We start from the raw sequence: 18,265 nt of genomic DNA, 5'->3' as shown, positions 1-18,265 counted from the left end.
ACAGGATGAAAAAAATATTATCAGTTCTTATAATCCTCCTCTTGTCGCTGCCGCAATTGTATGCGCAGGTGCGGCCCATCACCGGGAAGGTGACGGACAGCGACGGGGAAGTGCTCATCGGCGCCACCATTATCGAAAAGGGCGGCACCAACCGCGCCATCACAGACCCCAAGGGGGAATTTAAAATGAATGTGGCCGGCCCCAACGCCGTGCTGCTGGTATCTTTTATCGGGTATAACCCGCTGGAGGTGGCAGTGAAAAACCAGTCCATCCTCCGCCTTACCCTTACCTCCGACGCCACGAAACTCGGCGAAACCGTGATCGTAGGTTACGGCACGCAAAAGAAAGCCAGCGTGGTGGGCGCTATTTCGCAGGTAAAAGCCGAAGAGCTGCAGCAATCTTCCACCCCCAACCTTACCAACGCCATCGCGGGCAGGGTTTCCGGTGTGGTGACCATCATGGGCGCGGGCAAACCTGGCGCAGACAATGCGGAGATATACGTGCGCGGCATGGCCACCACCAACTCCACCGCCCCGCTGGTGCTGGTAGACGGTATCGAAAGGGAATGGCGGCAGATAGACCCGGTGGACATCGAAACGTTCTCCGTGTTAAAAGACGCCTCCGCCACCGCGGCTTATGGCGTGCGCGGCGCGAACGGCGTGATCCTGATCACCACCAAACGCGGCGTTAAAGGAAGGCCGGTGCTGAGCATCGCCACGCAGGGCGCCGTGCAGCAATCCATCCGCAAACCGGAATACCTCGGGTCGTACGACTTTGCGGTGCTGACGAACGAAGCGTTGAAAAATGAAGGCAAGCCTGCCGAATATACCGCCAGCGACCTGGAGCATTACCGCCTGAAAAATTCACCTTACACGCACCCGGACAATGATTATTACAACGACTTCGTGCGCGACGCCTCGTGGCAGCAGATGAGCAATATCAACGTAAGAGGCGGCAACGACGTGCTGGGTTATTTTATTTCCGCCAACCACCTCCACCAGGAAGGCCTGTACCGGGAATTCCCGAACGCGGAATACGAAACCAACTCGAATTTCGAGCGTTATAGTTTCCGCTCCAACCTGGACTTCACCGTGAACCCGTCCCTGAAAGTGGGCGTAGACCTTACAGGAAGATTCGAGGTGAGAAAACAGCCGAACTTCGGCGACGACCTGTACGACAAACTGAGAAGGCTCCCGCCCAACTGGCAGTCTTACATCAACCCGGATGGCACGATCGGCGGCCGTTCCGACGAAACCAGGCTTTCCCCTTATGCGTTATTGTCGCAGTTCGGGAACCGGGAGCGCAATACGAACGTGCTGGAAGGCGCTTTCAAACTCAACCAGGACCTTGGTAAAATATTGCCGGGCCTTTCGTTCAGAACGCTGATCGGTTTCAACAGCAGCTACGAATCCCGCCGCGATATCGTGGAGAAACCGGAGCTGTACGAATATAACCGCTTCGGCATGTACAGCCTGAATAAAAGCCCCACTGAAATATCCATCTCCACCGGCAAAGGCCCGGGCAGGCGCAGGGAATCTTTCGAAGGCGCATTGAATTATACCCGCACCTTCGGCGACGGCGATCATGCGGTGACCGCGATGGTGCTCTACCAGCAAAGCCAGTATTACGACCAGGCCTCCATTCCCACGGGTTACCTCGGCTGGGTGGGCCGCGCCACGTACGCTTACAGGAACAAATACCTGTTTGAAGTGAACGCGGGATACAACGGTTCCAAACAATTCGAGGCGAGCAGGAGATACGGATTTTTCCCGGCAATGTCCGCCGGCTGGGTGCCTTCCGAAGAACGTTTCTGGAAAGACAACATCGGGTTTGTGGATTACCTGAAAATAAGAGGCTCTTACGGCGAGATCGGCAACGACAAGATCGGCGACTTCAACTACCTCTACGAACAGCGTTACCTCTATGCGAGAAACGAAGACGGCTGGCGGTACGTGTGGGGCGAAAACCCTTCCGCGGAAAGAGGCATCATCGAAGGGCAGCCGGGCAACCTGCTGGTAACCTGGGAAAGGGCGCAGAAATCCAACATCGGATTCGATGCGCGGATGTGGAAAAACAAGATCAACGCAACGGTAGACGTGTTCTATGAAAAACGCCGCGATATTCTTGCCATTCCTTATTCCGTGCCGCTGCTTTTCGGCATGAACAACCCGCAGGGAACAGAGCGCGACGACGGACAGGGCCTTCCGCCTGAAAACATCGGCCAGGTGACGAATAAAGGGATCGATATGGAATTGGGTTACAACGACAAGATCGGTGCGGTGAAATACTTCATCAAAGGCAACTTCACCTTTGCGCGCAACGTTATCGAAAAAATAGACGAAGAAGGCAAACGGTACGACTGGCAGAAAATCGAAGGCAAACAGATCGGGCAGCATTTCGGTCTTACCGCCGTAGGCCTTTATTCCAACAACGATTTCGAAAAAGACGGCAACGGCGACCTGTTGCTGGAAGGCGGTTTCCCCGTGTTGCGCAAAGAAGTGCCCATCCCGTCTTTCGGCGTGGTATACCCCGGCGATATCCGTTACAAAGACCTCAACGGAGACGGCCTGATCGACAGCTACGACGTAGGAGCGATCGGCAAAGGCCGCGTGCCCGAATACATCTACGGCATCACGGTTGGCGCCAGCTACCGGAGCTTCGACATCAACGTGCTGTTCCAGGGCGCAGGCGGCGCGGACATGTATTTCCAGCAGGACGCGGTGTGGGAATTCAACCAGCTGGGCAAAGTGATGAAACATCACCTCGGCCGTTACAACCCGGACGATCCTTCGTCCTGGGAAAATGCCACCTACCCGAGGCTGCACCCCACGGAAAATACCAACAATCACCGTAAATCCACTTACTGGCTGTATTCCCGGAACTACGTCCGCCTGAAGAACCTGGAAGTCGGTTACAATATGTCCAAAGCATTATTGTCCAGGGTGAAGATCCAGAGCGTAAGGGTATTCGTCAACGGCACGAACCTCATCACCTGGGATAAAATGCTGAACTGGGACCCGGAATCCGCCAGTGAAACCGGCAATTCCTATCCCCAGCTGAGAACCTGGAACTTTGGCGTAAGAGTAACCCTGTAAGTTTTAAAAGATCATAACATGAAACGACTAAAATATATACTGTTCATATTTGCCGCCTGCGCAACGCTCGCGTCCTGCACAAAAGACGGGGCGGGGCTGCTGGATAAGGCGGAATCCGGCGAGCTGAACGAGGAAAGGGTATTTTCCAGCGCGAAATACACCAAAGAATTCCTCACGGACATCTACCGCCGTATTCCTTACGGCTGGGACGACAACGTTTACCTCGACGCTGCCACCGACGACGGCGAGGCCCGTCCCTGGTGGGGTTGGGTGAATACCATTCACGTGGGCGCGTACAATCCCACCAGCCTGCCCGATAAATTCAAACGCTGGGCGAATTATTATGCGGCTATCCGCGCCTGTAATCTTTTCCTGAGCAAGATCGACAATGTGCCGCTGGACCCCGAACAATATATGTCCACGGAAGAGATCAGGGAGCGCATGAAATATGAAGCGCTTTGCCTGAGAGCGTTGTATTACACGGAGCTGGTGCGCTGGTACGGTGGCGTGCCCATCATTACCAAAGTGCTGGAGCGCGACGATCCCGAACTGATGGCATCCCGCGCCAGCCTCCAGGAAATGAAGGACTTTATCGTGGCGGATTGCGATATGGCGGCGGCGCATCTTCCCGCGCGGCAAACCGGTGTGGATTATATGCGTGTGACCAGCGGCGTGGCTAAGTCCATAAAAGCGCGCCTGTTGCTGCACCTGGCGAGCCCCTTGCTGAACGGCGCAACGTCCGGCCCGGCCAGCCCATGGTCCTGGGGAGGTTACGACGCCAACCGCTGGAAAGATGCGGCCGATGCGGCGAAAGCCGTTATCGATCACCAGGACGAGAATGGCGCCCCGGTGTATCAGCTCGTGCAAAAAACCGGCGCCAACAACTTCTTCGGCAGCAAGGTGACCTATCCCGGTTCTTTAAAAGCGATCGGCTGGTACGATGTGTTCATCACCCGCGTGAATACCGAAATGATCCTCGGCTACGGGAAAAAAGGCCTGACCAACGAAATAGACAAATGGCAGCTGCCCGGCGCGATGCAGAAAGCGGGAGACGCTTCTTATACATTGCCCACTTACAATTACGCCGCCTGTTTCGAGACGAAAGACGGTTACCCGGTTTACCAGACAGACGAATACGGCGTGCCGCTGATGAACAACGGCGAGTTCGTCGTAAACCCCGCGTCCGGCTTCGATCCGCAGCATCCGTACGACAACCGCGATTCCCGGTTTTATCATTCCCTCTGGTACAACGGCTCCAAGTTCGGCGGCACTACGTTTAACACCTGGCGTGCGGCAGACGGTTCCATGGGCCAGGAATACCTGAACGGCTACGCTCACACCGGTCTTTTCCTCCGCAAGTTCATGGACCCTAAAAACGTTTCGCTGAACAACGGCGTAACGGGGCAAACGAATCACAGCTTCCCGCTTTACCGTTACGTGGAATTCCTGCTGGGCTATGCCGAAGCGATGAACGAATTTCTGCCGGACGGCGCGGCGCGCACCGAAGTGATACAAATGCTGGACCTCATCAGGCTGCGTGCGGACATGCCGGACGTAGCCACCACGTTTGGCCAGAACGGCTGGAACATCGCCAGCCAGCAGGACATGCGCAAATTCATCCGCAACGAACGCAGGATCGAGCTGGCATTCGAAGAGCACCGCTTTTTTGACATCCGCCGCTGGCTGATAGGGGAGCAGACGCAGAAAGTGGTCTACGAGCACGACGTGCTGAAAAACCCGGACGGTTCGTTTACCTACAGCATTAAAGTGTGGGAGAGAAGAGTGTTTCAATCGAAACACAACCTGCTGCCGATCCCGCAGTCTGAAGTGAACAATAACCCGAACATGGTGCAAAACCCGGGTTGGTAACATTAAAAAAGAACTGACATGAAAAAAATACTGGTTTTACTGATGACGCTGGCTGTGTTCAGCTGCAAAAAAAAGAACGACTTCATGGACAGGTTTGTGCCGGAAGTGCTGTATTATGAAAACGACAAAGTGGAAAATGCCGATTTTGTCGCCACGACGTTGGCTGCGGGCGTTACCGAATGGAACGTGAAATGCAGGGTGAGCGCGCCTTCCAAGCTGAAGGACATCAAAATGTACAAAACGGAAGCCGGGAAAAACGAAGAGCTCCTGGAAACATATACGGACTTTCAGCTGACGCCGAATGTGTATCACGTGAATTATGTGCTGGAAAACATCGGCGCGGAAACCGTGATCAGGATCGATGCGTCTGATCTGAGAGATCATCACACGGTTCGTACTTTTACGATCAAAGTAACGCCGTAGCAGGTTGAGAAAAATTGAAAAGGGCTGTTTCCTTCATGGAGACAGCCCTTTTTGTTATAAGCTTAATTGCCCGCGGTTAATTTCGGAAGGCCGTTCCACCAGCGCAGCAATTTATCTTTTAGTTTGGCAACGACAGCGGGTTCGCTACCGGCAACGTTATTCGCTTCGGCCCTGTCTTTTTTTATGTTATAGAGCTGAACGTCCGATCCATCGTTATTCATGATCAATTTCCAGTCGCCCGAGCGCGTGGCGAGGTTGGGGCTTTTGTCTTTACCGCGCGGATATTTGTACGCAATATCGTTGCGGCCGTATTCCCAGTACATTTCCCTGTTCCTTGCGGAAGGTTTTCCAAGCAGCGCACGGCTTCTGTCGATCCCGTCGCCGGGGAAATTTTTGGGTAAAGGAACGCGGCAGATCTTCGCCAGGGAAGGCACCATGTCTATTGCGTTTACGAAAGAGGAACTATCCACCGTTCCGGCGGGAATATGCCCCGGCCAGGAAATGATGAAAGGCATATTGATACCGCCTTCATACAAAGATAATTTCGTTCCTCTCAGCCCGGCCGCCCTGCTTCCCCTGAAACTCGGCAGCGGCCCGTTGTCGCTGGTAAAAATGATGATGGTGTTTTTTTCGATGCCGAGTTTTTTCAAACCGTCCAGCAGCCGGCCTATCTGAACGTCATATTCTTTCAGCACAAGTTTGAACGCGGCTTCTTCTTCGCGGTTCTTCGGGTATTCGTCTGCATGTTCCGGGTCTTTCCGCGGTACCCAGGGCGTATGTACGTCATCCGGCCAGAGGTTTACAAAGCAGGGCTGGCCTTTGCGCCTGCCGAGAAAATCCAGCGTTTTATCCACGAAATATTTAGTGCGGTCCCATCTTTTGATGCTGTCTTTATCTGACCAGATCCAGTTCGTAGCGGTGATCAGCGGATCGGGGGCGGGGCTTTCATAAGTGCCCGCATGTTCGTCGTAACCATATTGTTCGAAGCCGGGTGCGTTTTGCACATCCCTTCCTCCGCCCAGGTGCCATTTCCCGAAATGGCCGGTGGCATAACCCGCGTTCTTAAAGAAACGTGCGATGGAAGGCGCGGAAGGATCGAGGAAATCCGCCTGCTGGGCGTTCCGGTTATGTTTTTTGTTGTCGAGGTAAGTGGCGAAATTCCATCTGCCGGGATACATGCCGGTGAGCAGGCCTGCTCTTGAAGGCGAACAAATAGGCGCGGCGCTGTAATACTGGGTGAACTTCCGGCCGTTCTTCGCGATGCGGTCGATGTTGGGCGTGGGAACGAATTGCCCGCCAAAACAACCGATATCGCTGAAGCCCATATCGTCCGTAAGGATAAAAATGATGTTTGGCTTATCGTCCGGCGGTGTGGTGCGGGCGGGCGTTTTCGCGCCTGATAAAAGGACAACGGCGATCAATGCCGCAAGAAAGGCCGTGGGTTTCTGTTTGACTGACATTCGATGGGTGTTGTTGCTGAGTGTTCGCTTTAATTTAGGAAAAATCCTGCGGGGAATTGTAAGTTTTTATTTGGAAGGCTGTTGAAAAAGAAAAGCTGTAGTATAGCATAAAGAAAAACCGCATGATAAAGGCAGGAAAAAGATTGCCCGTATACGGTCAGCCAGGAAACCGGGCGAATCGGATGCGCCTGCAAAGGGGCCTTTTCCGTCTGCCGACTTCCCGTTTATTTGGCTATTTTTACCCGGACGGCGCTACAAGCCGTAGTTGTCGCCACATCAGACAGTAACCACATTTACAAACGGTATAAAACCCAGCGGATGAGATTATTATTACAATGGACGACCATTACGCCTATACTGGCCTGGGCTTTGTTCTTTACGGGACTTGTCTACGACAGCAGTATTTTCCAGGTCGTCGCAAGCGTGTTATTGATCGGCAGCGTGATGTCTGCGGTGCATCACTCCGAAGTGATCGCGCACCGGGTGGGCGAGCCTTACGGCACGATCATCCTCGCAGTGGCCATAACCGTTATCGAAGTATCTATCATTATTTCGCTGATGGTAGCCGGGGGCGATGAAGCGGCCTCTCTCGCGCGGGACACCATCTTTTCCGCCATCATGCTCATTCTTAACGGAATTGTCGGCCTTTGCCTGTTTTTGGGCGGCCTGAAATTCCGGGAACAGATCTTCACCAAACATTCCGCCACCATTGCGCTCGTTTCGCTGATCGCCATCGTGATCCTCACCATGGTGTTCCCTACGTTTACGACCAGCGTAAGCGGGCCTTATTATTCCACGCCGCAGCTCATTTTCGTTTCCGTCGCCTGCCTGGTCATCTATTCGTTTTTCCTGCTGGCGCAAACGCGCAGGCATCGTGAATATTTCCTGCCGGAAGGTGCTGACGACGCTCAAACTATGGCGGTTTCCGGCAAAAAGATGGCCGTCAGCCTCGTATTCCTGCTGCTGAGCCTGGGCATCGTGGTGTTGATGGCCAAAACCCTCTCGCCAACGATCGAGAAGATCGTGATCAGTAATAACCTGCCGAAAACGCTGGTAGGCGTGATCATTGCGGCAGTCATCCTTTTACCTGAAGGGATCGCGGCGATCAACGCGGCGAAGAAAAACAAACTGCAGACGAGCGTGAACCTGGCATTGGGGTCTGCACTGGCGAGCATCGGGCTCACTATTCCCTGCGTTTCCATCGTGAGCAGCCTGTATGATATGAACATGATCCTGGGGCTCGATATCAAGTCCATGATATTGCTGGGGCTTTCGGTGTTCACCGTAATGTTGTCTCTCGCCAGCGGCCGTACGAACATCGTGTACGGCGCGGTATTGCTGGTAAACCTGGCGGCGTTTATATTTTTGATCATCCATCCGTGATGCCCGTATCGATCCATTTGGCCGGGCTGCCGATTTTAGATAACTTGGCAACGCCAACCGGGAGTGATGGCTACTTTAAACTTGTGTGATAATTAAATGGATACGAACAACACCTCCGCGCCAATTCTGCAGACAAAACAACATTTCGAAATTCTCGACGGGTTACGGGGGATTGCCGCCCTGGCCGTCGTAATATTTCATTTTATGGAATGGGTGTATACCGATGCAAGCAAGAACTTCATCGGGCACGGTTTTTTAGCGGTCGATTTTTTCTTCTGCCTTTCAGGATTTGTGATCGGGTACGCTTATGACGATCGTATCGCAAAAATGGGCGTTCTTGAGTTTTTCAAATCGAGGCTCATCAGGCTGCACCCGCTGATCGTAGCCGGATCGGTGTTGGGCCTGCTGGCGTTTTTGTTCGACCCGTTTGGCGGTAATCCCGGATCGTACAGCGCCGCGAAGATCATCGTGGCGTTTTTGTGCTCGATGTTGCTCATTCCTTTTCCGGTAATAGCCGATCGAGGATTTAACCTGTTCAGCTTTAATGCGCCCTCCTGGTCGTTGTTTTGGGAATATGTCGCCAATATCGTGTATGCATTTATTCTCTACCGGCTTAAACGCGGCTACCTGGTGCTGCTGACCATCATTTCGGCGGTGGCGATCTGCTTCGTCGCATACCGTTCCGGCAATTTATTGGGCGGCTGGAGCGGCCCCACCTTTTGGGACGGCAGCGCGCGCATATCGTATTCTTTCCTGGCGGGGCTGCTTATTTACCGCTCCAACTGGATCATCAAAAACAGGCTTGGTTTTACCGGCATGGCCGTATTATTGTTCCTGGCGTTTCTTATGCCATTTTCAAACCGGAACTGGTTAACGGAGCCTTTGATCGTATTGTTTTACTTTCCGCTGCTGATCGCCCTGGGCGCCGGCGCGGCGTTGAAACCCGGCTTGCAAAAGATCTGCGTTTTTTCAGGGAAGATCTCTTACCCGTTGTACATGACGCATTATGCCGTTTTGTGGATGTTCGGCAATTATTACACTAACTATAAGCCCGGCGCCATGCAACTGACCTTTATCATCATCGCCGGGGTGATTCTGCTGGTGGGAGCGGCATACCTGGTGATGGTATTTTACGATATTCCCATAAGAAAATATCTGACCGATAAACGGAATGAAAGGCTGGCCAGGCAAAAAAAAGGCGGTTAACGACCTAAACGCCCTCCTTTTTGGCACGGAATACCCTCAAAATAGTTAAACCCCTCCCTTATTTTTGGGTTATAACCTTAAAAAACAAAAACCGATAAAAAATGAGAACAGTAACATTCGGCATGAACATCAGCATTGATGGCTACTGCGATCACACTATTTATAATCCGGGTGAAGACGTTCTTGATTATTTTACCGGGATGATGGAAGACGTAGACCTGGTATTTTTCGGCCGTTTCATTTATCAACTCATGTTTCCTTATTGGAGCGATGTCGCAAGAGATCAATCCGGTACAGCCAGTGAAAATAAATTTGCCCAAAGGTTCAGTTCCATCGACAGGGTTGTTGTTTCAAGAACACTGAACGTCGGCGACGAAAAAACGCGGATCGTTCATGGTAACCCGGCGGAAGAACTGGCGAAACTGAAACAGCAGCCGGGTAAAAAAATTTCGGTAGACAGTGTAAGCATGCTGCCCGAGTTGATAACCGCAGGCCTTATCGATGAATTTAACCTGGTTGTTCACCCGGTGATCGTCGGGAACGGAAGAAAATTGCTGGAGGCCGGGAGCCTCCGGGAAAAACTTAACCTGAAGCTGGCCGAGATCATACATTTCAAATCCGGAAGCGTGGCGCTTCATTATTTGAAGCAATGACGGGAAATTTATAAATAATTACGCGACGCTCCATCGCCGCAACAAAAAAGATCCGCGCATCGTACGGATCTTTTTTTGTCAGGAGCATTTTATCCATTATTTAACAAGTATAATCCATTGCACAGCCCGGTAATGAAGGATATTTTTAAGCGCTATTATATAAATTGAAACAAGTCTATGTACCACCGCGTTTCCTGCAATAACTTTTTTTTATTGATACTGCTGTTTTGCTTGCCTGCATCCGCTAATGCGCAGCAAAAAGCTTTGAGGCTATGGTATGACAAGCCGGCAAAATTATGGGAGGAGACCTTGCCGCTTGGCAATGGCCGGTTGGGGATGACCCCCGACGGCGGGTTGACGAATGAAAAAATTGTGCTCAACGATATCACGCTTTGGTCGGGATCTGAGCAGGACGCAAATAATTATGAAGCGCATAAAAGCCTTCCGGCCATCAGAAAGTTGATCCTTGAAGGAAAAAACGATGAAGCGCAGGCGTTGGTTAACCGTGATTTTGTATGTAAAGGCCCCGGCTCGGGCGGCGCGCAGTGGGGGAAATACCAGACCCTCGGCGCCCTTGATATCCATTATGACCATAAGGGAGGGGATGCCGTTATCGCCACGCCCGAAGATTATAAACGAGAATTGTCGCTGGACAGTGCCATTGCCGGCTGCAGCTATACTTTGAACCAGGTAAAATATAAAAGGGAATATTTCTGCAGTTTTGACGACGATGTCAATATTATAAAGATCAGCGCAGATAAGCCCGGGATGATCAATTGCAGGATCTCCATCAGCCGGCCTGAAAAGTTTGCTGTTAAAACCGAGGGAGGGCAGTTACAGATGTCCGGGCAGCTTGATAACGGAACAGACGGTAAGGGAATGCAATACCTGGCCAGGGTGATTGTAAAGCTAAAGGAAGGTAATTTAAGTTCAGATCAAAATTCCCTGATCGTTAAAGACGCGGATGAACTGATCATTTATGTTTCAGCGGCCACTGACTTCAGGGGTTTTGCATTTAAAGAAAAAACGCAGCAATCACTTTCCAGCGCCATAAAAAAGTCTTATGAAACACAAAAGAACAGGCATGTCGTTAACTTCAGCAAACTATTCAATAGATTAAGCATCGATCTTGGATCGGGAGAGGCGGAGGAGCGGCCCACCGATTCCCGCCTGGCGGCTTTTTATGAACACTCGGAATCGGACCCGGGGATGGCCGCGCTTTTTTTCCAGTATGGGCGGTACCTTAGCATCAGCAGCACAAGAGTTGGCCTGTTGCCTCCAAACCTGCAGGGATTATGGGCTAAAGAGATCAACACGCCCTGGAACGGAGATTATCACCTGGATGTAAATGTGCAGATGAACCATTGGCCGGTGGAAGTAACCAATCTTTCGGAGCTGAACCTTCCCCTGGCAGACCTCGTAAAAGGCCTGGTAAAACCCGGTGAAAGAACCGCAAAGGCATATTATAATGCTGAAGGCTGGATCGCCCATGTGATCACCAACGTATGGGGTTTTACGGAGCCGGGCGAAAGCGCGTCCTGGGGAGCGGCAAATGCAGGTTCCGGCTGGTTGTGCAACAATCTTTGGGAACATTATGCTTTCAGCATGGACAGGAAGTACCTCAAAGAGATCTACCCGGTGTTAAAAGGTTCCGCGCTATTCTATAAAAGCGCACAGGTCAAAGATCCAAAAACAGGCTGGATGCTTACTTCCCCTTCCGTATCCCCGGAGAATACCTTTTACCTGCCAAGCGGAAAAACCGCCAGTATTTCCATGGGGCCGACCATCGACAACCAGATCATCAGGGAACTGTTTAACAATGTGATCACCGCTTCCACAATTTTAGGCATCGATGCGGAATTCAGAAAAGAGCTGGAAAACCGGTTGAAGCTGGTGCCCCCTGCGGGCGTGATCAGTAAAGACGGCCGTATCCGGGAATGGATAGAAGATTATAAAGAAACCGACCCCCGGCACCGTCATATTTCCCACTTGTACGGCCTGTATCCTGCCTCGTTGATTACACCCACCCGTACGCCGGCGCTGGCCGGGGCAGCCAGGAAAACCCTCGAAGTAAGAGGAGACGACGGGCCAAGCTGGACCATTGCGTATAAATTATTGTTCTGGGCAAGACTGCAGGATGGGAACCGCGCATTCAAACTTTTTAAAGAGCTGCTCAAACCCACCCTCAGGCTGGATATCAATTATGGAGCAGGCGGCGGAGTATATCCCAATATGCTGTCCGCCGGGCCCCCGTTTCAGATAGACGGAAACTTCGGCGCCACTGCGGGCCTGGCCGAAATGCTGATCCAAAGCCATGATGGTTTTATCGATCTGCTTCCCGCGCTGCCGGATGCATGGAAGGCCTATGGAAATGTAAAAGGACTGAAAGCCCGCGGAAACTTCACCGTAAACATGAACTGGAAAGATGGCAGGATCACCGGCTACAGGATAAGCTCAACAACGGCAAAGAAAGTGAAAGTAAAAGTGAACGGGGAGATCAGGGAGATCATTTCCGAAAAAAGCTAAACTTTCAGTTGAAGAATAAAAAAGAACACGTCATCAGGACGTGTTCTTTTAGTGTTAAAGCAATGCAGTTTATTTGCTGACGCTCTCTATTTCCAATATCACACTGGTTCTGCGCGCATTTACATCAGGATTAAAGCCTATGGTCATCAGGAACTCGCCCGTGTAAGTTTTGGACGGATCTATTGTTGAGCTGGTTCCGGGATATACATTCAGCTCCCTGATGCGATAATGTCTGGCTGCCTCAAGGCCCTTTAACCGGATTGGAAATTTGCTGCCCTGACCGTAACGGTTATTCACCAGGAAATTGAACATGACAGCGGAAGTTTTAGCTGCGTTCACATACTGCATCGATGCCAGGCTGCCCTCCGCTGGATTGGCCAGCCGGTATTGATCGCCTTGCCAGATGACCTGCTTGATGCCGTTATACGTTTTTACCGCCTGCTGAACATATTTCAGGTCATTGTCGCTGAGATGTTTGATCACGATATCAAAACCCAGCTTGCCCATCATGGCCACGTCGGTACGGAACTTAATGGGCTGTTTGCCCCAGTCGGTCACGTGGTTTGACGACGTGATGGCCGGGTAAAAATAGGAGTTCTGCCATTGGATGTAGATCCGTTCCAAAGGATCGGTATTGTCGCTTGGCCAGAATTCTGTAAAGTATTTCAGCGCGGCATAATCTACGCGGCCACCGCCGCCCGAGCAGAGCATCATGGGTACAGTGGGGTATTTGCCGCGTATTTTTTCAAGCACCTTATACAGGCCGCGCATGTATTCGATATAAAAATGGCTTTGATTGCCCAAAGTGGCGGAATATGCATTGTAGATGACCGCATTGCAATCCCATTTGATATAGGCGAGATCGGGATTTTTTGTAAACAGATCATCGACCACTCCGAACACAAAGTCCTGTACTTTAGGGTTGCTCAGGTCAAGTACAAGCTGGTTCCTGAAATAGTATTCATCCCGCTTGGGCTGCTTAACGACCCAGTCAGGATGTTTTTCGTACAGATTGCTTTTAGGATTGACCATTTCAGGCTCGATCCAGATCCCGAATTTCACTCCATTGGCCTGCGCTTCCCTGACAAGGGAAGATATGCCGTTCGGCAGCTTGGATTTATTTTCCTCCCAATCCCCCAGGCCGGCAACATCGCCATTGCGCGGATATTTGTTCGCAAACCAGCCGTCATCCAGCAAAAACATGTCCACTCCCAGCTTTTTGGTATCTTTCAGCAGTTCGAATAGTTTGTTTTCGTTGAAATCGAAATAAGTCGCTTCCCAGTTATTCAGCAATGTCAGTCTTGTTCCTTTGCCATCCAGTAACTTATATTGCCTGGCCCAGTTGTGCATGTTCCTGCTTGCGGTGCCTTTCCCGGTGCCGGACAGGGTGTAGAGGAATGCCGGCGTCTCGAATTCTTCATTGGGTTTGAGCGTGTATACGGAGGCGTAATTATTGATGCCCGAGATGATCTTCAGGTTGTCCTGGTAATCCAGTTCCAGGTCGGTCCTGAAATTTCCGCTGTATTCCAGGGAGCCATACAATACGGTCCCTTCATCTTCCGTAGCAGGTTTATTGAAGGAGACCATAAATACCGATGGCATAAACAGATTCGCTCTTGTGCCGAGCTTGCTGTCTAAAGTTTTTATGCCATGGGTGACCTTCGATTCTTCCGGCTGCATTTCTTTGGCCCAGTCCCCATGGTATTGGGTTAGCCAGAATCCGCCTTCCGCTTTCAGGTATAAGTTGGCCGATGCGTATTTGTGCAATAGGACATTCCCTTTTTCCCGGTGTTTAACCACACTCCATTGTTCCACCACGTCATCCCTGAAATAGGTCTTGTAATAAAGCGTTACCTGGAAGTCATAGACGGGATCTTTCAACAATACCGTAGTTAAAGACACGTCAGCATCCACTTTTGTCACGTTATGGCTTACGTACCGTAAGTCGAGCGAGTTATTCCCGTCTGCATGGCTGACGCTTATCGCGGGCTCAAGCAGGCTCCTGGACCCCGAAGGGGTATAAGCTGAATTCAGCACGCCGGTATAGTCTCCCGGCTGCTTGTAAACAGCCGGAATGTGCGCATACTCTTCCGGGCTGGACAATTTCCTGCCGAAGTAGATAATAGCGAGGTTCTTTTGAGCGTCGGCCTGAAGTACCAGGGCATTGTGCCTGGTCTCTATCGGAATGGTAGTTTGAGCGACACCAGGGAGCGCGCATACGATCAATAAAGCAAATAATAAACAAGTATTTGCGGGGATACATTGTTTGATGTAATTCATGCGGTCTGATTAATCTATAAGATCTGTTATCGGTTTTTGGATTTCAAGATGCTGTTTAGCGCCCAGGTGCTCGGCATCGAGGCTGAGAACGTCGAGGAACGAACGGTTCGCCAGCTCATGAGACCCTAATCCCAGGTAGCCTAATCCGCTGATAAAAAGGCAATGGACCCTGTTCCTCAGCTGGAGGTCGTCTTCGAATACCAGCAGGTTGGGTAGTGAAACAGCAAAGTAATCAATTTCCACGGCATCGTTCATGTGTTGCAGGCCGTAATTGACCAGGCGGTTAAAAATCCCGGCCGCTTTTTCATGATCTCCCAGCTTTTTCCAGGCCAGGCCCTGGTAAAAGATCTTGTCCGGCTGCTGATCGTTATAGAAGATCGCGGCTGCGGGTTCCGTGCTCCCGAGGGTCGCTTTTTGGAAATACATGATGGCCTGCTGCTGATCGCCGAGATCGTTAAAAGCACAGCCCATCAGGTAAAATATATCATTCTCCTGTGCTCCGAACAACTTTCCTTCGCCCAGGTTATGGGGGTATACCTGCGCCTGTTTCAACAATTCGATGGCTTGCCCGGGATGCCCGTCGGCGATCATCATCTTTGCCGTCTGCACCAGCGCATGCACATACTGCCCGGAAGCCTTGCCTTCCCCGCCCTCCCAGGGATGGAACTGCCTGTTCCTTAACATTTGCATGGCTTTGGCATGATCCCCGATGAAATTATGGATCGTGATCATTTCCAGGTAAACATCATCCCGCTGGAAAGCGGTTTCCTGGTGTTTTACCAAAAATTTCAGTCTTTCCCAGGGCGTATAATTCAATCTTTTGTAGAGCTGATGCAGCTCCATAAGCACACGATCGTCTTTCGGGTCCAGTTCAAACGCTTTTTCGAAGCAGGTTACGGCTTTTTGCTGGTCATTCAGTTTATTGAAATAAGCGATGCCAAGATTTCGCCATACCGTTGGAAAACCGGGGTCTGCTTTGGCGGCATTCTCCCAATAATGTATGGCCAATAAATACTGGCGCTTGTCGTAAAACAGGTTACCCAGGTAATACGGGGCCCGGGGATCTGCCGGGCGAAGCGATATGGCCAGCTGCAAGGCGTTGATGTCCTCCAGCCTGTTTGGAAAACACAAATAAGGGTCCGCTTCAGCCGCTTTGGAGAGCAGGTCTTCGGCCTTTTTTTTCATACCCAGGCGATGGGCAAACAAAGCGAGGTGATAAAATACCATCGGGTGCGTTCCTGTTTGGCTGACTGCATGATGAAGCAGGTCCGATGCTTCGCTGTACAATCCTGCCGCTGCATAATCCAGCGCATAAGCGATAAAATTCTGCGCATATCCCCTGGATAGTTTCATCAGTTCTTCCAAAGCGGCTGTACTTTCAGCGGCTTGCAATGTTGCACCGAACGCGAGGGAAAGCTCATAGAGCGCGCCCAGGTTAAACGGGTCTCTGGCCAGGGCGGCTTTGGAAACGGCGATCGCCTGGTCGTATTGCCCCGTTTTCCTGTGCGCGGCAGCTTTGATAACATAGGCTTTGCTGTTGCCGGCATTGCCATCTATGGCAGCATCGATGTGTTCCAGGGCCAGCTGGTAATCTCCCCGCGCCATGTCTATCTGCGCTACGGCAAAGTACCCGCTGTCCATCCAGGCTTTGCCCCATGTTGCTTTATAAAAGAACTGGTATGCTTCATCGGGCTTGTTCTGGAACTTAAGACTTAAAGCCAGGTTATAATAAGGCTCGGTATCATATGGGTTCGGATTGCGCTGCGTGCTCGTCTCGATAGCCTTTCTGAAGTAGGGCTCGCTTTGGCCGAACTGGCCTCTCCGCAGGTACCAGAGGCCCAGTGCATTGTTGCACCTGATGTCCTGCGGATCGCGTTTTAAGGCTTCTTCATAATAAGGAACGGGGCTATAGGTTGCATGACGGTATTGTTCCAGGTGCTGGCCTGTTAAGAACAGCTGTTCGTTATTTTCCGCCAGCTCGGGGGCAACGGCGGGCTTTGCCGCTTCCGGCACCGCATTGATCTTATTGGATGCCGGTTCGTACCGGATGAGCTCATCGCCTTTTTGGGAGCGGATGATCACTAACAGGCCGTTTTCTTTCGCGGCTTCGGGCAGCCCGGTTTTTTTGATATACACCTGCTTCGGATCAATGCTTGCCTGGTCGCTGAACAGTTCGATCCCTTCATAAAAAAGCTGAATGCGGATGTCTTTCTGCAATGAGGTCACATAGATCTTTAGTTCCGCCACGGCCTCGTGCAGGTCCAATGCCAGCAGAATATCCCGGGTAGCATTTTTTACCATGCCCAATTCCCGGTAAGGCATGAAGTACTGGGTAAAGGATTTTTCTTCATTCGGCAACAGCCAGGTGAAATCCGGCTGATTGTCCGTAAACATGCCGGTCATCAGTTCGATATAAGGTCCGTCTTCATCGGTCAGGTTCCTGTCCCAGGCCTGTCCGAAATCGCTATGCCCCCATGTCCATTGTTTTTTCCCGGGGGAAACATGGTGATTGGCTACATGGAGCAATCCGCCCTTTGAATCGTGCTCGTAGCCTCCAACGAAGTCATAAGCGGAATTAATGGCCATGTAAGACGTAGGAACCGGGATATTCTTATACATGGATATATCCGTTCCCGGGGCATAGTTCACTTTGTAATAGGTGCTGGTGGCTATCGGGAAAGTAGATACGTCCCGCTTGCCGTGATCGAACACCGCATTTACATCCGGGGGGAACACGGACTGGTAATGGTCATTCACCTTTACCGCCGGATTGGCCCACCAGAGAAAAGTCTGCGGTAAGCCGGAACGGTTAAGCAGTCTGGCTTTGATCTCAATATAGGCTTTGCCCGGATATAAAGTGAAACCGGCAAGCCCCTTGGTGTGGAACATCTGCTCTACTTCGTTTATCCATACGGTCATGCTTCCGTCCGGATTCTCTTCGATCTTGTAATCCACTGGATCGAATGTGCTGGGGCGATGGTGCTGGGGCCAGTTGAACTCGATGCCTCCCGAGATCCACGGGCCGGTAAGCCCCACCAGGGCGGGTTTGATCACCTGGTTGTAGTAGATGAAATGTCTTTGTTTGATCTTGTCGTATGCCATCTGTATCCTGCCTCCGAGTTCGGGCAGGATCATGATCTTCAGGTATTCGTTCTCGAGGAAGAGCCCTTTATAAGCCTTGTCTGCTTTTTCATCATATATCTTTTCGATAACCGGGTTGGGATAAACCACCCCGCTGCTTCCCTGGTAAATGCGTTTTTCGAAGAACATGGGGTTCTTGTCCGGTTTACCGATACCATAAGTGGGTATGATCACTTCTTCTTCCCAAACGTTTACTTGTGATGTTTTCATCGTATCGTAATAAAAAATG

General features: G+C 51.3%; 10 protein-coding genes. 7 read left to right on the top strand and 3 right to left on the bottom strand.

What is annotated here, in order from left to right; genetic code table 11:
- Positions 1–5: 5 nt before the first annotated feature.
- The 3 genes from J7I43_RS08340 to J7I43_RS08330 are packed head-to-tail and all read left to right on the top strand — an operon-like array spanning position 6 to position 5,387.
- A complete protein-coding gene (locus tag J7I43_RS08340) occupies positions 6–3,095 on the top strand; it encodes a SusC/RagA family TonB-linked outer membrane protein (protein WP_209145203.1) in 3,090 nt (1,029 codons plus the stop codon).
- A gap of 18 nt (positions 3,096–3,113) precedes the next feature.
- Positions 3,114–4,964: a RagB/SusD family nutrient uptake outer membrane protein gene (locus J7I43_RS08335; protein WP_209145201.1), complete on the top strand. Its 1,851-nt coding sequence runs from the start codon at positions 3,114–3,116 to the stop codon at positions 4,962–4,964.
- A gap of 18 nt (positions 4,965–4,982) precedes the next feature.
- Positions 4,983–5,387 carry a hypothetical protein gene (locus tag J7I43_RS08330; protein WP_209145199.1) on the top strand — a complete coding sequence of 135 codons (405 nt, stop codon included), beginning with the start codon at positions 4,983–4,985 and terminating at the stop codon, positions 5,385–5,387.
- Between the two features lie 62 nt (positions 5,388–5,449).
- Here the strand turns inward: J7I43_RS08330 and J7I43_RS08325 are convergent, their stop codons facing one another.
- The gene (locus J7I43_RS08325) at positions 5,450–6,847 is read right to left on the bottom strand and encodes a sulfatase family protein (protein ID WP_209145197.1); all 1,398 of its coding nucleotides are present in this window, start codon (positions 6,845–6,847) and stop codon (positions 5,450–5,452) included.
- A 318-nt stretch (positions 6,848–7,165) separates the two neighbouring features.
- On the opposite strand from J7I43_RS08325, the gene J7I43_RS08320 reads away from it, so the two are divergent.
- The 4 genes from J7I43_RS08320 (at position 7,166) to J7I43_RS08305 (ending at position 12,615) form a co-directional block, all read left to right on the top strand.
- Entirely contained in the window at positions 7,166–8,230 is a 1,065-nt protein-coding gene (locus J7I43_RS08320; protein WP_209145195.1) for a calcium:proton antiporter, read from the top strand.
- Positions 8,231–8,326: 96 nt separating this feature from the next.
- Positions 8,327–9,436 (top strand): acyltransferase family protein, encoded by a 1,110-nt coding sequence (locus tag J7I43_RS08315; RefSeq protein ID WP_209145193.1) that lies wholly within the window; start codon positions 8,327–8,329, stop codon positions 9,434–9,436.
- A 101-nt stretch (positions 9,437–9,537) separates the two neighbouring features.
- Positions 9,538–10,089 (top strand): dihydrofolate reductase family protein, encoded by a 552-nt coding sequence (locus J7I43_RS08310; protein WP_209145191.1) that lies wholly within the window; start codon positions 9,538–9,540, stop codon positions 10,087–10,089.
- Positions 10,090–10,266: 177 nt separating this feature from the next.
- Positions 10,267–12,615 carry a glycoside hydrolase family 95 protein gene (locus J7I43_RS08305; RefSeq protein WP_236023340.1) on the top strand — a complete coding sequence of 783 codons (2,349 nt, stop codon included), beginning with the start codon at positions 10,267–10,269 and terminating at the stop codon, positions 12,613–12,615.
- A gap of 69 nt (positions 12,616–12,684) precedes the next feature.
- Here J7I43_RS08305 and J7I43_RS08300 read toward each other — a convergent pair whose 3' ends face one another.
- Both J7I43_RS08300 and J7I43_RS08295 read right to left on the bottom strand, forming a co-directional pair.
- Positions 12,685–14,895: an alpha-galactosidase gene (locus J7I43_RS08300; RefSeq protein ID WP_209145187.1), complete on the bottom strand. Its 2,211-nt coding sequence runs from the start codon at positions 14,893–14,895 to the stop codon at positions 12,685–12,687.
- A gap of 9 nt (positions 14,896–14,904) precedes the next feature.
- Complete coding sequence (locus J7I43_RS08295) at positions 14,905–18,246, bottom strand: DUF5107 domain-containing protein (protein ID WP_209145186.1); 3,342 nt, start codon at positions 18,244–18,246, stop codon at positions 14,905–14,907.
- Positions 18,247–18,265: the final 19 nt, after the last annotated feature.

The sequence above is a fragment of the Chitinophaga chungangae genome, assembly GCF_017742215.1.
Lineage (GTDB): Bacteria > Bacteroidota > Bacteroidia > Chitinophagales > Chitinophagaceae > Chitinophaga > Chitinophaga chungangae.
The sequence above is the reverse complement of the archived record's forward strand: the minus strand, read 5'-3'. Positions and strand labels throughout refer to the sequence as shown.

What these genes read in the sequence shown, in the direction of transcription:
- J7I43_RS08340 (WP_209145203.1), top strand. Translation starts at nt 6, where the DNA reads ATGAAAAAAATATTATCAGTTCTTATAATCCTCCTCTTGTCGCTGCCG.
- J7I43_RS08335 (WP_209145201.1), top strand. Translation starts at nt 3,114, where the DNA reads ATGAAACGACTAAAATATATACTGTTCATATTTGCCGCCTGCGCAACG.
- J7I43_RS08330 (WP_209145199.1), top strand. Translation starts at nt 4,983, where the DNA reads ATGAAAAAAATACTGGTTTTACTGATGACGCTGGCTGTGTTCAGCTGC.
- J7I43_RS08325 (WP_209145197.1), bottom strand. Translation starts at nt 6,847, where the DNA reads ATGTCAGTCAAACAGAAACCCACGGCCTTTCTTGCGGCATTGATCGCC.
- J7I43_RS08320 (WP_209145195.1), top strand. Translation starts at nt 7,166, where the DNA reads ATGAGATTATTATTACAATGGACGACCATTACGCCTATACTGGCCTGG.
- J7I43_RS08315 (WP_209145193.1), top strand. Translation starts at nt 8,327, where the DNA reads ATGGATACGAACAACACCTCCGCGCCAATTCTGCAGACAAAACAACAT.
- J7I43_RS08310 (WP_209145191.1), top strand. Translation starts at nt 9,538, where the DNA reads ATGAGAACAGTAACATTCGGCATGAACATCAGCATTGATGGCTACTGC.
- J7I43_RS08305 (WP_236023340.1), top strand. Translation starts at nt 10,267, where the DNA reads ATGTACCACCGCGTTTCCTGCAATAACTTTTTTTTATTGATACTGCTG.
- J7I43_RS08300 (WP_209145187.1), bottom strand. Translation starts at nt 14,895, where the DNA reads ATGAATTACATCAAACAATGTATCCCCGCAAATACTTGTTTATTATTT.
- J7I43_RS08295 (WP_209145186.1), bottom strand. Translation starts at nt 18,246, where the DNA reads ATGAAAACATCACAAGTAAACGTTTGGGAAGAAGAAGTGATCATACCC.